The 15761-nt window shown below is 30.5% G+C and carries 15 protein-coding genes; 14 read left to right on the top strand and 1 reads right to left on the bottom strand.

Features of this window, described 5'->3' with window-relative positions; genetic code table 11:
• Positions 1-80 precede the first annotated feature (80 nt).
• From OXH55_RS05130 to OXH55_RS05100, 7 genes are all read left to right on the top strand, one after another.
• Positions 81-1001 carry an acyl-CoA dehydratase activase-related protein gene (locus OXH55_RS05130; RefSeq protein WP_268048494.1) on the top strand — a complete coding sequence of 307 codons (921 nt, stop codon included), beginning with the start codon at positions 81-83 and terminating at the stop codon, positions 999-1001.
• Entirely contained in the window at positions 973-2073 is a 1101-nt protein-coding gene (locus OXH55_RS05125; RefSeq protein ID WP_268048492.1) for a 2-hydroxyglutaryl-CoA dehydratase, read from the top strand. Before OXH55_RS05130 ends, OXH55_RS05125 begins: the two co-directional genes overlap by 29 nt.
• Positions 2054-3010: an acyl-CoA dehydratase activase gene (locus tag OXH55_RS05120; RefSeq protein ID WP_268048490.1), complete on the top strand. Its 957-nt coding sequence runs from the start codon at positions 2054-2056 to the stop codon at positions 3008-3010. Before OXH55_RS05125 ends, OXH55_RS05120 begins: the two co-directional genes overlap by 20 nt.
• A 93-nt stretch (positions 3011-3103) precedes the next feature.
• Positions 3104-3727 carry a GntR family transcriptional regulator gene (locus tag OXH55_RS05115; protein ID WP_268048488.1) on the top strand — a complete coding sequence of 208 codons (624 nt, stop codon included), beginning with the start codon at positions 3104-3106 and terminating at the stop codon, positions 3725-3727.
• 172 nt (positions 3728-3899) lie between these two features.
• On the top strand, positions 3900-4520 hold the full coding sequence (locus tag OXH55_RS05110) for a GntR family transcriptional regulator (RefSeq protein WP_268048486.1): 621 nt from the start codon (positions 3900-3902) through the stop codon (positions 4518-4520).
• A 170-nt stretch (positions 4521-4690) separates the two neighbouring features.
• Positions 4691-5821, top strand: coding sequence for a betaine/proline/choline family ABC transporter ATP-binding protein (locus tag OXH55_RS05105; protein ID WP_268048484.1), 1131 nt, complete (start codon positions 4691-4693; stop codon positions 5819-5821).
• The gene (locus OXH55_RS05100; RefSeq protein ID WP_268048482.1) at positions 5821-7410 is read left to right on the top strand and encodes an ABC transporter permease/substrate-binding protein; all 1590 of its coding nucleotides are present in this window, start codon (positions 5821-5823) and stop codon (positions 7408-7410) included. Before OXH55_RS05105 ends, OXH55_RS05100 begins: the two co-directional genes overlap by 1 nt.
• Positions 7411-7461: 51 nt before the next feature.
• Here the strand turns inward: OXH55_RS05100 and OXH55_RS05095 are convergent, their stop codons facing one another.
• Entirely contained in the window at positions 7462-7785 is a 324-nt protein-coding gene (locus tag OXH55_RS05095; RefSeq protein WP_268048480.1) for a hypothetical protein, read from the bottom strand.
• Positions 7786-8336: 551 nt separating this feature from the next.
• Here OXH55_RS05095 and aroF point away from each other — a divergent pair.
• From aroF to aroE, 7 genes are read left to right on the top strand one after another with little or no spacing between them, the layout of a single operon-like run.
• Positions 8337-9350, top strand: a complete 1014-nt coding sequence (gene aroF / locus OXH55_RS05090; RefSeq protein WP_268048478.1) for a 3-deoxy-7-phosphoheptulonate synthase — start codon at positions 8337-8339, stop codon at positions 9348-9350.
• A gap of 14 nt (positions 9351-9364) precedes the next feature.
• Entirely contained in the window at positions 9365-10216 is an 852-nt protein-coding gene (locus OXH55_RS05085; protein WP_268048476.1) for a prephenate dehydrogenase, read from the top strand.
• The gene (gene aroB, locus OXH55_RS05080; protein WP_268048474.1) at positions 10217-11278 is read left to right on the top strand and encodes a 3-dehydroquinate synthase; all 1062 of its coding nucleotides are present in this window, start codon (positions 10217-10219) and stop codon (positions 11276-11278) included.
• A 13-nt stretch (positions 11279-11291) separates the two neighbouring features.
• Positions 11292-12644, top strand: a complete 1353-nt coding sequence (gene aroA, locus OXH55_RS05075; protein WP_268048472.1) for a 3-phosphoshikimate 1-carboxyvinyltransferase — start codon at positions 11292-11294, stop codon at positions 12642-12644.
• The gene (gene aroC / locus OXH55_RS05070) at positions 12622-13698 is read left to right on the top strand and encodes a chorismate synthase (protein WP_268048470.1); all 1077 of its coding nucleotides are present in this window, start codon (positions 12622-12624) and stop codon (positions 13696-13698) included. Before aroA ends, aroC begins: the two co-directional genes overlap by 23 nt.
• Positions 13699-13751: 53 nt before the next feature.
• Positions 13752-14906 (top strand): prephenate dehydratase, encoded by a 1155-nt coding sequence (pheA, locus tag OXH55_RS05065; protein WP_268048469.1) that lies wholly within the window; start codon positions 13752-13754, stop codon positions 14904-14906.
• 24 nt (positions 14907-14930) lie between these two features.
• Positions 14931-15743 carry a shikimate dehydrogenase gene (gene aroE, locus OXH55_RS05060; protein WP_268048468.1) on the top strand — a complete coding sequence of 271 codons (813 nt, stop codon included), beginning with the start codon at positions 14931-14933 and terminating at the stop codon, positions 15741-15743.
• Positions 15744-15761 lie beyond the last annotated feature (18 nt).

Below are 15761 nucleotides of genomic sequence, written 5' to 3'. Positions count from 1 at the left end.
CATAAGTTATGAATAAAAAAGAAAAAGTTGTTCAATAATAAATGATGTAAAGTTATGGGGGAAGTTAAAGGAGGTAGGGTATGAAAATAGGAATACCAAAAGGACTTTTGTATTACAAATATTATCCTTTTATAGAGACATTTTTAAAGGAACTTGGCGCCGAAATTATTATTTCTAATGATACAAATAAAACGATACTCAATGATGGAGTGAAATATTGTGTGGACGAGGCGTGTTTACCAATTAAGGTTTTTCATGGTCATGTAGCTAGTATAAAAGATAAATGTGATCTTATAATTGTTCCTAGAATTATGTGTATTAGAGATAAAGAATATATTTGTCCTAAATTTTGTGGACTTCCTGAAATGATAAAGTATAGTATACAAGATATGCCTAGGATTACAGAACTACCTTTATATATGAATTCAAAAAAAGGTTTGTATGAATGGGTAAAAAAATTAGGACTTATGATAACAGGCAATTTACATGCTATAGATATGGCATATATGAAGGCTCAAAATGCACAGAAGAATTTTAAATGTGGGATAAAGGATAGTGAATATAAAATAAATATTGCTTTATTAGGGCATCCTTATAATGTTTATGATAAATATACTAATATGAATGTGGTAGAAAAAATTCATAAATTTGGAATGGGGATTATAACAGAAGAATTTGTTTCAAATGAAGCTATTGATAAAGAAGTTGATAAACTTTTCAAGAGACCTTTCTGGAGTTTTGCTAGAAATTCATATGGAGCTGCTGCATATCTTGCATTAAATAAAAAGGTGGATGGTTTAGTATACATATCATCTTTTGCTTGTGGGATAGATTCAGTTGTTATAGAACTTATAAAGGATACAGTTAAAGATTTTCCATTTCTTGTTTTAAAAATAGATGAACAAACAGGAGAAGCTGGATTTAATACTAGAATAGAGGCATTTATAGATATGCTTGAAAGGAGGAAAAAGATTGAAAGTCACGTTTCCGCACATGGGTAATATTTGTATTGCTGCTAAAATATTTTTTGATGGACTTGGAATAGAATATATAATTCCACCAATAAATAATAAAACAGCTCTTGAATTGGGTACTGCTTGCTCACCAGAAGAGATATGTTTACCTTTCAAGATAATGATGGGTAATTATTTACAAAGCATAGAAGCTGGGGCAGATACCATTCTTTTAGTAGGAAGTTGTGGACCCTGTAGATTTGGGGAGTATTGTGAACTTCAAATGAATATTTTAAAAAAAATGGGATATGATGTGAAGTTTATAGTTATGGATTGTCCAAATGGTATTGGAAATAAAGAGCTTATGAGAAGGATAAATAGTTTAGTGTCAGGAAGCACAAAAAATAAGGGTGAAAAAACAATAGCTGCACTAAGAGCATTGAAAGCTACAAATTTAATTGACAAAATTGAAGAAAAAGCTCATTATCTAGCAGGATATGAAGTAAATAAAGGGGAATGTAAAAAAATACTTAATACATGTAAAAGAGATGTATTTGAAACCAACGATCCGGTAAGAGCAATAAGGCTTTTAAAGGAATATAAGAAAAAAATAGATAGTGTAAAAATAGATAAGAGTAAAAATCCACTAAAGGTAGCTGTAATAGGGGAAATTTATACAGTAATAGATCCATTCTCCAATCTAAATATTGAAGAAAAGCTTATGGATTATGGTGTTTGTAGTAAAAGAAAGTTAACACCTAGTTGGTGGGTCAAGGATGCTGCAATGAAAGTATTAAATGCTAATTCTGTTGATTTAAGGCTCGCATCAAAAGAATATTTGCCTTATTACATAGGAGGTCATGCGAGAGAATGTATAGGTGAGGCCGTAATGGCTCATAGAAGCAAGTTAGACGGAGCTATTCAAATATTTCCTATGGGATGCATGCCTGAAATTATATCAAAGGCAATACTTCCATCGATATCAAAAGATAAAGATTTTCCTATAATGAGCCTTGTGGTAGATGAAATGACAGGAGAAGGCGGTTATATTACAAGAATAGAAGCATTTCTAGATTTACTTGAAAGGAGAAAAGGGAAAAATGTATTATATGGGTGTTGATGTTGGTTCAGTAAGTACTGATGTTGTACTTATAGATAATTCTATGAAAGTTGTTGAAAAAATATATTTAAGGACAAAAGGAAAGCCTATAAATGCTGTGCAAGAAGGATTAAAAATGTTAATCGATAAATATGATAGTAAGCAAATACAATCTGTTGGTACTACTGGAAGTGGAAGGCATATTGCTGCTGCTCTACTAGGCGGAGATGCAGTTAAAAATGAGATTACAGCTCATGCCATAGCTTCACTTTATGTTGATAAAGATGTAAGGACTATAATAGAAATAGGTGGTCAGGATTCTAAAATAATAACTTTAAAGGATGGAGTTGTAACAGATTTTGCAATGAATACAGTTTGTGCAGCTGGAACAGGTTCTTTTCTTGACAGGCAAGCTGAAAGATTAGAAATTCCTATTGAAAAATTTGGAGATTATGCATTGAAAGCAAATGTACCAGTAAGAATTGCTGGCAGATGTGCAGTTTTTGCAGAATCAGATATGATACATAAGCAACAGTTGGGTTATGATCAATCTGATATAATTATGGGACTATGTGAGGCTCTTGTAAGAAACTATTTAAACAATGTAGCAAAGGGAAAAGACATAGAACAAAAGGTATTTTTCCAAGGTGGAGTTGCAGCAAATAAAGGAATAAAGAAGGCTTTTGAAAATGCGTTAGGTTTTAATGTTTATGTTCCTCAAAATTATGATGTTATGGGTGCTATAGGAGCAGCTATGATTGGAGCAGAAGCTGTAAAGAAAGTTGGAAAAACTAATTTTAAAGGTTTTGACATTGCTGAGAGAAAATTTGTATCTGCAAGTTTTGAATGTAAAGGATGTCCAAATAGATGTGAAGTAGTAAATATTAAAGATGGAAATTCTATAGTAGGATGTTTTGGAGATAGATGTGGAAAGTGGAGTGAACGAATGGTTGTCTAAATAATTTTTTTCCAAAGAATGCGGTTTGTGTTATAATCATATATGCAAACATGATATAAATATGATTATAACAGTGTTTTTGGAGGGTTTAGCATGGGTGAACGTGTAGAAATGCCGCGTTATATAAAGATAGCAGTAGATGTTGCGCTAAGAATATATAAAGGGTATTTACAAGAAGGAGAAAAATTAAGAGGAAGATCAATTTTAGCAAGTGAGTATAATGTTTCCCCTGAAACTATTAGAAAATCAATGAAGTTACTTGAGGATAAAGGGGTAGTAGAGGTAAATAAGGGCAGTGGAGTAATAATTAAATCTACAAAACAAGCTTATGCATTTGTTGAAAGCTTTAAGGAAAAAGAAAGTATAGGTGCATTAAGAACTAATATGAGAAAATTACTTCAGGACAGAACTAATATAGAAAAGCAGATCCAAGAAGTAAATGAAAAAATTATAGATTATTCATATAGATTCAGAAACACAGAGCTAATTGATCCTATCGAAGTAGAATTGACATCTTCATCTACTGTATTAGGAAAGACTATAGGAGAAAGTCAATTTTGGCATAATACTGGTGGTACAATAATAGGAGTAAAAAGAAATGAAGAAGTTTTAATATCTCCAGGACCTTATTTAGAGTTTAAAGAAGGAGATAAACTTTTAGTAGTAGGATATAATGGGATAGCGGATAGGATAAAAACCTTTTTAGGAATAAAATAATGAAATGACCTAAGTATAGATAAATTCTATATTTAGGTCATTTTAATTTTAAGTTTTTTTGCAGCAAAACATTCTGTTGTTTTTGAAATATTTGACAAATAAGTAATATATATGATATATTTTAAAAGATACAACTTGTTATTAATTAGAGATTGTTTCATGGGAGGGTAAAATGGTTGTAAGAACAGAAACACCTAGATATAACAAAATAGCAGTAGATATTGCAGGAAGAATTTACAAAGGCCAGTTATTAGAAGGAGAGAAGCTTAGAGGTAGGTCTGTATTAGCTTGTGAATACAATGTATCTCCTGAAACTATAAGAAAAGCTGTGAAGTTACTTGAAGATAAGAAGGTTGTTGAGGTAAGTAAGGGCAAGGGAGTAATTATACTTTCTAGTGAAAAAGCTCATGAATTTGTAAGTAATTTTAAAGAAAAAGAAAGTATAGGTACATTAAGAAATACTATAAAAAAATTACTTGAGGAAAGGAAGAGTATAGAGTATAAAATACAAGAAATAAATGAAAAACTTATAGATTATTCATATAAATATAGTAGTTATGATTTAATACAGCCAAGAGAAATAGAGATACGTAAAGATATTCATATCATAGGTAAAAGTATAGGTGAGAGTAGATTTTGGCAAAATACAGGTGCGACAATTTTGGGGGTAAGAAGAAATAATAAAGTAATTATATCTCCTGGACCTTATTTAGAATTTGAAGAGGATGATATTATTTTAGTAGTTGGTGAAGAAGAGGCAATACAAAGAATATATAAATATCTTAAGTACTAATTAATTGTAAGAAAATTACATTGGTGTTTGACAACAAACAACTTATATGTTAAACTAAAGTTGTTTTTAGATACAACTTTAGGTAAATAATAAGTTGTTTGTTTATAAATTGTATTAATTTTAAATAAAGTATTTTAATGGCGAATGTGTATATAAAAAGGGGGAAAAGTATGATAGAGCTTAAAAATATTAAAAAGTCTTTTAAAAATAGTCATGTTTTAAAAAACATTGATTTACACATAAATAAAGGTGAATTAGTTGTACTTATAGGACCTAGTGGATGTGGAAAGACGACTACATTAAAAATGTTAAACAAATTAATAAAACCGACATCAGGACAAATTTTAGTGAATGGTGAAGATATAGGCAAAAAAGACACTATAGAACTTAGAAGAAATATGGGATATGTTATACAACAAACAGGTTTATTTCCACATATGACAGTAGGAGATAATATTGGTCTAATACCTTACTTAAAAAAATGGGATGAAGAAGAAATAAGAAAGAGAACTTTTGAATTATTAGAGATGGTAGGTCTAGAGCCAGAAGAATATATAGATAGATATCCAAGTGAGTTAAGTGGTGGACAACAACAGAGAATTGGAGTTGCTAGAGCCTTTGCTACAGATCCAGAAATTATATTGATGGATGAACCATATAGTGCTCTTGATCCGATAACAAGAAATGCACTTCAAGATGAATTATTTAACTTGCAGCAGAAGTTAAAAAAGACAATAGTTTTCGTTACTCATGATATGGATGAAGCATTAAAATTAGGTGATAGAATATGCATAATGAAGGATGGCGTAATTCTTCAATATGATACTCCAGAGGAAATCTTAAAAAATCCTTCTCATGGATTTGTTGAGGAATTTATAGGGAAGAATAGAATTTGGAATCAACCAGAATTTATAAAAGCTGAAGATATAGTAATTGAAAATCCTGTGAAAACTATAGGAACTAGAACTATACTTCAGGCTATAGAGATAATGAATGAAAGACATGTTGATAGTATTTTAGTTGTAGATAAAAATAACGAACTTCAGGGGATAGCTACTTTAAAAGATATAAGAAAAAATAGAGAGAAAAAACTAACATTGAACGATATAATGGAAAAAGATGTTATCGCTGCTCATAAAGATGATTCAATTGTAGATGTGCTAAAGATAATGAATGAAAAAAATGTTGGATATATTCCAGTAGTAGATGACAACAATAAATTATTAGGACTTATAACTAGAAGCAGTCTTATTAATGTTCTAAGTGGACAATTTCTAGATGAAGAGGAGGTAGGCCTATAATGAAAGAATTTTTTTCGTATTTTTTAAATAAAAGTGATCAGGTGGGCGAACTACTATTACAACATTTAGGGCTTACTATAGCTGCTGTTATAGTTGCTATATTGGTTGGAGTACCTCTTGGAATATTAATAACAAGAAAAAAGAAATTAGCAACTCCGATATTAGGTATAGCTAATGTAATACAAGCAATTCCTAGTCTGGCTCTTTTAGGATTTTTAATTCCTGTTATAGGAATAGGGAGTACCCCTGCTATAGTTATGGTATTTTTATATTCCTTACTTCCAATAGTAAAGAATACTTATACGGGATTAAAAAATATAAATCCTGATATGATTGAAGCAGCTAAGGGAATGGGACTTACAGGGAGACAAACTCTTCAAATGGTGCAATTACCTTTAGCTCTTCCTGTTATTATGGCAGGTATAAGAATAGCTGCAGTTACAGCGGTTGGACTTATGACAATAGCAGCATTTATAGGAGCAGGTGGTCTTGGTTATTTAGTATTTACAGGAGTTCAAAGAGTAGATAATTACATGATTTTATCAGGCGCTATACCTGCATGTATACTTGCTCTTATAATGGATTATATAATTGGAAAGATCGAGGAGGCAGTTGTTCCAGAAGGAATAAAAGCAAATGGGAACAAAGTCAGAAAGACAAGAAAGAGAAGAAAAAGAAGAAGTGATAAACAAAGAAAAGCAGCATTGGTTACTGCTACAGTTTTAGTAATTACTATTGCAGTAGGTACAGTAGGATATAAAATTAATGGAAAAGAAAATACTTTGGTAATAGGGTCTAAAAATTATAGTGAACAGTTAATTTTAGGTAATATGTTTGCAACTTTGGTAGAGAAGAATACAGATATCAAGGTTGAAAGGAAGTTGAATCTGGGAGGTTCAAGTGTAATTTGGGAAGCTATGAAGTCTGGCGATGTTGATATGTATGTAGAATATACAGGTACAGGACTTGTAAGTATTATGCAAAGAGATCCTATAAATGATTCAGAAAAAACTTATAACATAGTTAAAGATTATTTTCATAAAGAATATGGTATAGAATGGTTAGATCCTTTAGGTTTCAACAATACTTATGTGTTAGCAGTAAGACAGGATACAGCTGAAAACTATAATCTTAAAACAACATCTGATCTTGCAAAGATAAGTGATAAATTAATTTTAGGATGTACTATGGAATTTTCGGATAGGGATGATGGATACAAAGGATTGAAAAAATTATATAATACTAATTTTAAAAGTTTAAAACCGGTAGATGGAGGATTAAGATATACAGCTGTAAATAATAAAGAATCTGATGTTATTGATGCTTTTTCTACAGATGGTTTATTAAAAGCTTTTAATTTAAAAACATTAGAAGATGACAAACATTTCTTCCCACCATATTATGCAGTACCAATTGTTAGACAAGATGCTCTTGAAAAATATCCTGAATTAAAAGAGCTTTTAAACAAATTAGAAGGACAAATAAATGACGATGTAATGAGAGAACTCAACTATAAGGTAGATAAATTAGGTGAAGAACCTAGAGATGTTGCTGAAAATTTCTTAAAAGAAAAAGGGTTAATTAAATAAAAGATTAATTAAATAAAGGTTATAGGATTAGTTTTCTAATCCTATAACCTTTTATATTACAAAATTATATTTACTAACAGCAGAACCAGTCAAAGAGTGAGCCGCAACCAGAGCCGCAACCAGAGCCACAACCATAACCGTCGCCGTAACCGCCACCGTAACCAGATCCGTAACCACTCTTACAGCAGCAACAACAATCTTTATGATGTTTATGATGCTTTTTCTTACAACAATCACAACAAGGATCACAACAAGAATTACAACAAGGGTCACAACAAGAATTACAGCAAGGGTCACAACAACCTTTATTACAACCACAGCCGCAACCTCCACCGTAGCCGCCGTAGCCTCCACCGTAGCCGTAACCACCACCATAACCGCCACCGCGTCCAAAACCGCGGCCGCAACCGCATTTAGCTAAAATTATTAGTAGGAATATTAAACCACTTCCCATTAAGAAATCACCTCCTATATATAGGATGATGTAGCTTGTCTAATTTGGGGTAATGTGGAGTTACTATATTATATTAACTAACGGACAAAAATGTTAATGAAATTTTGAATTTTATAAATATTCTATATTGACATGATGAAAAAAAGTGATATAATTTAACACAATAACTAAAATTCAGATAAAAATTGGAGGAAAAATCAAATGCAAAATCTTATTGGAAAGGGAATAGTAGAACAATTTTATTTTTACTTTAGCTTGGGCTTTTACTTTAGCGCTGGCTTTTGGTTCTGCAAAAAAATAAAAATTCCTATTTCTAATGAGTGGCTTAGTATATATAATTATTGTATCTAAATTGTAATAAATAGTTTATTAACTGTACAATTTATATAATAATAAGTTTTTTAAAGAAGACTCATTAATGAGTCTTCTTTTTTTATAAAATTTTATAAAAATATAAAAGGGAGGCTATTTTATGATTATTGTAATGAAACCTAGTACATCAAAGGAAAGAATTGAAGAAATAAAGGTAAAATTAAGTGGGAGAGGAATTAAAGTTAATCTTTGGCAGGGAGATAAATATTGTGTTCTTGGCTTATTAGGGGATACAAGTGCAATTAATCCAAGTCAAATTGGGGCAGATGAAGATGTTGATAAAGTATTACATGTACAAGAACCTTACAAAAAGGCAAATAGACTTTTCCATCCAGAGGGTACTAAAATTCAAGTAAGAGATAGAATTATTGGGGATACTAAGCTTGCTGTAATGGCAGGGCCTTGTTCAGTAGAAAGTGAAGAACAGCTTATAGGAATTGCTGAAAAAATTAAAGAATCAGGGGCAGGTTTTTTAAGAGGAGGTGCCTTCAAGCCAAGAACTTCACCATACAGCTTCCAAGGCATGAGAGAAAGAGGATTAGAAATATTAAAGGCAGCAAGAGAAAAAACTGGATTACCTATAGTTACTGAGATTATGTCTCCAAAATTGGTAGAAAGATTTGTTGAAGATGTTGACATAATACAAGTAGGTGCAAGGAATATGCAGAACTTTGATCTTTTAAAGGAGCTTGGAAAAACAAAAAAACCAATTCTTTTAAAAAGAGGTCTATCAGCTACTATTGAAGAATTCTTAATGTCCGCAGAATATATAATGTCAGAGGGGAATGACAATGTAATTCTTTGTGAAAGAGGAATAAGAACTTTTGAAACATATACAAGAAATACACTGGATTTAAGTGCTGTACCTGTAATAAAAAAATTAAGTCACTTGCCTATAATAATAGACCCAAGTCATGCTGGAGGAATGTGGTGGCTTGTAGAACCTTTAGCTAAAGCAGCAGTAGCAGTTGGAGCAGATGGACTTATGATAGAAGTACACAATGATCCAGTAAATGCAAAAAGTGATGGAGCACAATCATTAAAACCAGAAAAATTCGACTCATTGATGAATTCATTAAGAGTAGTTGCACAAGCTGTGGATAAAGAAATCTAATGGAGGGGATATATGTGGATAAGTTAGATTTAAATATTACTATTATTGGCTTAGGACTCATAGGTGGGTCTTATGCCATGGCTCTTAAAGAATTAAATCCTAAGAAAATTTATGCTGTAGATATAGATGAAAAAGCTATTGATGATGCTGAAAAAATAGGGATTATAGATAAAGGATATTTAGAGGCAGATATTCCTTTAAAAGAATCAGATTTAGTAATAATATGCTTATACCCTAAATTAGTTGAAAAATTTGTGAAAGACAATATTAATAATTTTAAAAATGGAGCGGTAATTACCGATGTAACAGGAATTAAAAGTGAATTTATAAAAGAAGTAAATAGTATATTGAGAGATGATATAGATTTTGTTTTTGGACATCCAATGGCAGGACGTGAGCAGAAAGGATTAAAGTTTGCATCAAAGGATGTATTTAAAGGAGCTAATTATATAATAACTCCTACAGAAAGAAATAAAGAAAAAAATTTGAGATTTGTAGAAGAGCTTGTAAAAAAAATAGGATTTAAAAACGTAATGAGTATTAGTCCAGAAAAACATGATAAAATTATAGGGTTTACAAGTCAACTTCCACATGTTATAGCAGTATCTTTGGTTAATAGTGATAATTTAGGAGTAGAGACAGGATTATTTACAGGGGATAGCTATAGAGAGCTTACAAGAATTGCACAGATTAATTCTGATTTGTGGACTGAGCTTTTTACAGGAAATAAAGAAAACTTAGTCAGGGAAATAGAAATATTTGAAGAAAATATAAAAAAGATTAAAAATGCTATAATAAATGAAGAAAAAGAATTACTTTCAGAAATTATGGAAAAAGCAAGCAAGAAGCGAAAGGAGATGTCCTAGTTGAAGGAACTTGGGATAAATCTTATTGAAAATAGTTATCCTATCTATATTAAAAAGGGTTTGATTGATTCTATAGGAGAAGAGATAAAAAAGATATCCACAAATAAAAAGATTGCAATAATAACAGATGAAAATGTAGATAAGTTTTATGGAGAGAAAGTAAAAAATAAGTTAGAAGAGAATAATTTTGAAGTGTTCAAAATTGTATTAAAACCAGGTGAAAAGAGCAAATCATTTGATGTATTATTAAAAGTTTATGATAAATTATTAGATTTTGGAATTACAAGAGGAGACTTAATAATTGCTCTTGGTGGAGGAGTTATAGGTGATTTAACAGGATTCGCAGCAGCTACCTTGCTGCGAGGTATTCCTTTTATTCAAATACCAACTTCACTTTTAGCTCAGATAGACAGTAGTATAGGAGGAAAAGTTGCAGTAGACTTACCTAGAGGCAAAAATTTAGTAGGAAATTTTTATCATCCGAAGGCTGTATTTATAGACCCTAATGTATTAAAAACATTAGATAAAAGATTTTTATATGATGGGATGGCAGAAGTAATAAAGTATGGGTGTATAAAAGATAAGAATTTATTTGATGATTTATTAAAGTATGATGGAGAAGAAGACTTATTTTATCATATGGAAGATATAATCTATGCCTGCTGCAGCATAAAAAAAGAAGTAGTAGAAAAGGATGAGAAGGATACAGGAGATAGAATGCTTTTAAATTTTGGGCATACTATAGGGCATGCTATTGAGAAGTATTTTAATTTTGAAAAATATACTCATGGAGAGGCTGTAGCTTTAGGGATGTATGCTATAACTAAAAAAAGTGAAGATATGGGTATAACTAAAAAAGGAACTTGTGAAAATATAAAGCACATACTGAAAAAGTATAAATTACAATACAAAATTAATTTTGAAGATAAAGATAAAATATTAGAAGCTATAAACTTAGATAAGAAAAATAAAGGAGAATTTATTAATGTAATACTTCTTAATTATATAGGAGAAGGGGTTATAAAAAAGATAAATAAGGAAGAAATCATTAAATTTATTTAAAGGAGATGATGAGTTGGAGAGTGTAATAATTTATCCAGGGGTATTAAAAGGAAATGTAAAAGTTCCTCCTTCAAAGAGTTTGGCACATAGAGCGGTAATATGTGCAGGATTTGCAGAAGGAGAAAGTAATATAGATAATATTATATTTTCTGATGATATTACAGCTACATCTAAAGCTATGGAAGGGTTAGGAGTAGAGATAAAGGTAAAAGAAGAAAATATAAAAGAAGAAAATATAAAAGAAGAAAATATAAAAGAAGAGAAGAATACACAAGCTGAGAAAAGGGTAAGGTTAAATATAAAAGGAAATGAACAATTATCTCTATTAAATAATACTGTGGATTGCATAGAATCTGGTTCTACTTTGAGATTCTTAATTCCAATAGCTTTGCTTGCAGAAGGTGAAGTTACTTTTAAGGGAAGAGGAAAATTAGTTTCTCGTCCTTTAGATGTATATTATGAAATATTTGAAAAACAAAATATATATTATGAAACAAATAATGGAGAGCTTCCATTAAAAATAAAAGGTGGGTTAAAACCAGGTGAGTTTAGAGTAAAAGGGGATATAAGTTCGCAATTTATAACAGGGCTTATGTTTGCACTTCCACTTTTAGATGGAGATTCTAAAATAATAATAACTACAGAATTAGAGTCTAAAGGATATGTAGATTTAACAATTGATACATTAAATAAGTTTGGAGTAAAAATAGAAAATAAAGATTATAAAGAATTTTATATAAAGGGAAATCAAAAGTATAGTAATAGAGATTACAGAGTTGAAGGAGATTTTTCACAAGTAGCTTTTTGGCTTGTAGCCGGTGCGTTAGGAGATAGCTTAAAATGTGAAGATTTAAATATTAATTCGCTGCAAGGAGATAAGGTTATTGTAGATATATTAAAGAAAATGGGGGCAGATATATCTATAAATAAGAATTACATAGAGGCTAAGTCATCTAGTACAAAAGGTATAGTTATTGATGCTTCAGAATGTCCAGATCTTGTTCCTGTACTTACTGTTATGGCAGCTTTAAGCGAAGGAACTACAAAGATAGTTAATGCAAAGAGACTTCGTATAAAAGAGTGTGATAGATTAAATGCAATAGCATCTGAACTTAATAAAATAGGTGGAGATGTTGAAGAATTAGAGGATGGCTTAATAATTAGAGGTAAAAAAAGCTTAAAAGGTGGAAAAGTAGATAGCTGGAACGACCATAGAATAGCCATGGCAATGGCGGTTGCCTCTATAAAATGTGAGGAACCACTTATAATAACGAATAGTGATGCAGTAAAAAAATCTTATCCAGATTTTTGGACAGATTTTAAGAATCTAGGAGGAAAAATAGATGAGTGGAATCTGGGGAAATAATATAAGATTTTCTATTTTTGGTGAATCTCATGGAGAAGCTATAGGAATAACTATAGATGGGCTTGAGTCTGGAATAGAGTTAGATATAGAAGAAATAAATAGAGAGATGAGAAGACGTGCACCAGGAAGAAATAAAATGTCTACTGCAAGAAATGAAAAAGATGAATTTGAAATTTTAAGTGGATATTTTAATAATAGAACAACAGGAACTCCTCTATGTGCAATAATTAGAAATAGCGATAAGCGTTCGAAAGATTATACAAAGATAAAAAATATTATGAGACCATCTCATGCTGATTATACAGGTAATATTAGATACAGCGGTTTTAATGATTATAGAGGAGGAGGACACTTTTCAGGAAGACTTACTGCACCTATAGTCTTTGCTGGAGCTGTAGCAAAGCAGATTTTAAGAAAAAAAGGTATTGCAATAGGAAGTCATATAAAGAGTATAGGTGAAATAGAAGAAGAATATTTTGATGGAGTAAATATAGAAAAAGAGCTGCTTAAAGAACTTTCTTATAAGGAATTTGCTGTAATAAATGAAGAAATAGGATTAAAGATGAAGAATGAGATATTAAAAGCAAAAGAGGAGAAGGATTCTTTAGGTGGTATAGTTGAATGTGCAGTATTAAATCTTCCTACGGGAATAGGTTCACCATTTTTCAACTCTGTAGAAAGTGTTCTATCTCATCTTCTTTTTTCAATTCCTGCTGTAAAGGGAGTTGAATTTGGAGCTGGATTCGATATTTCAAAAATGAGAGGCTCAAAGGCAAATGATGAAATTTGTATAGAAGAGGGGAAAGTAAAGACCTATACCAATAATAATGGAGGTATACTAGGCGGAATTACAAACTCAATGCCTATAATATTTAGAGCAGCATTTAAGCCTACTCCGTCTATAGCAAAAGTTCAAAGAACAATAAATATAGAAACAAAAGAGAATACTACTATTGAAATAGAAGGACGACATGATCCATGTATTGTTCAAAGGGCTGTACCGGTGGTAGAAGCAGTAACTGCTATGGGAATACTAGATTTGATTTCACAGTAAAAATTTTAAGAAATAAAATAGTGACAAATTATAGGGGGAAAGGGGGATGTATTTTGAAGGAATTAGAAAGGCTAAGAAAAGAAATTGATACTATAGATGAAGAATTAACAAAATTATTTGAGAAGAGAATGAAAACTGTATTAAAGGTAGCACAATACAAAAAAAACAATAGTATACCTATATTAAATAAAAATAGAGAAGATGAAGTTGTAGAAAAGAATATACACCATTTAGAAAATAAGAGCTTTAAAGGAGCCTTAGGAGAATTTTTAAAAAGTACCATGAGTATTAGCAGAAAGCTTCAATCAAAAGAACTTTTTCAATATAATTCTTATTTAAAAGATAATCAACTGAAATTTTCAGCGCGTTCACCTAAAAAAGAGAAAATTAAGATAGGGTTTCAAGGTGTAAAGGGATCATTTAGTGAACAGGCACTTTTAGAGTATTTTAGAGAAGATATACCTACGTATAATGTAGAGAATTTTGAAGATGTTTTTGAAGCATTAAAGAAGGATGAAATAGATTATGGAGTTCTTCCTATTGAAAATTCATCTACTGGAGGAATAGCAGAAATATATGACCTTTTAAGAGAATATGGATTTTTTATAGTTGGAGAAAGAATTATAAAAGTAGACCATAATTTATTGGGAATAAAGGGAAGTAAAATAGAAGACATAAAGGAAGCGTATTCTCATTCCCAAGCTTTTAGCCAAAGCAGCGAATTTCTAAAAAATTATCCTGAATGGAAATGTATACCCTATAAAAATACAGCAACTAGTGCTGAGCTAATAAAAAATGAAAATTGTAAACATAAGGTTGCCATAGGAAGTAAAAAAGCAGCTGAAGTGTATGGGTTGAACATAATTAAACCTAATATAAATCATAATAAAAATAATTACACTAGGTTCATAATTATAGGTAAAAATTTAGAATTAGAGGATGACTACAATAAAATTAGTATTTTATTCACACTTCCTCACAAAGCAGGTTCTTTGTATAATATTTTAAGTATCTTTGCAGAAAATAATTTAAGTATGTTAAAAATAGAGTCAAGACCTATTGTAGGTAGGTCTTGGGAGTATTTTTTTTATATTGATTTTGAAGGTAATTTAAATGATGAAGTTGTAAAGGATGCAATTGAATTAATTAAAAATAATAGCTGTGATTTTAAATTACTTGGTAATTATAAAGCGCATAATAATGGTTAGTTATTGAAAAAGGGGAGGAATAAGTTGAAAAGTTTATATGGTCTTTTAGGAGAAAAACTAACTCACAGCTTTTCACCACAAATACATTCTGAAATTTTTAAGAAAATATCAATAGATGGACATTATCAACTTTTCGAGGTTGAAAAAAAAAATTTAGTGGATGCGGTAGCTGGATTAAAAGCACTTAAAGTAAGAGGTGTAAATGTAACTATACCTTATAAGGTTGAAGTTATGAAGTTTTTAGATAGTATTTCAGAAGAAGCTGAAAAGATAGGTGCAGTGAATACTATATGCTTAAAAAATGGAAAAAGTATAGGGTACAACACTGACTATTATGGTTTTGGTATGATGCTTAATAGGTTTAATGTAAACCTAAATAATAAGGTGGCAGTAATTCTAGGAACTGGTGGTGCAGCAAGAGCAGTACTTCAATATCTTATTGATAATGGTGTGGATGAAGTTATTTTAGTTAGCAGAAATAAAGAAGAGGGCAAGACAAAATTTAAGGACTTTAAAGTAATATCTTATGAAGAACTTAATAGTGTAAATCGTTTGGATATAGTTATTAATTCTACTCCTTGTGGTATGTATCCTAATATTGAAAATTCTCCATTAAGTAAAGATATTATTTCAAAATTTAATATAGCTATTGATTTAATATATAATCCAAAGGAAACTTTATTTTTAAAGTATGCAAAAGAAACGGGATTAAAAGTGATAAATGGTTTATATATGCTTGTTGATCAAGCAGTAAAGGCGGAGGAATTGTGGAACAGTATAAAAGTGGATAGTAAAATTGTGGATAAAATTCATAGTATTGTAGATAGTAAACTATAGAACTTAATTAATAATGGG

It is taken from the genome of Clostridium ganghwense (assembly GCF_026735165.1).
Taxonomy (GTDB): domain Bacteria; phylum Bacillota; class Clostridia; order Clostridiales; family Clostridiaceae; genus Clostridium_H; species Clostridium_H ganghwense.
Note: the sequence above shows the minus strand (reverse complement) of the source record. Positions and strands in the feature narration are given on the sequence as shown.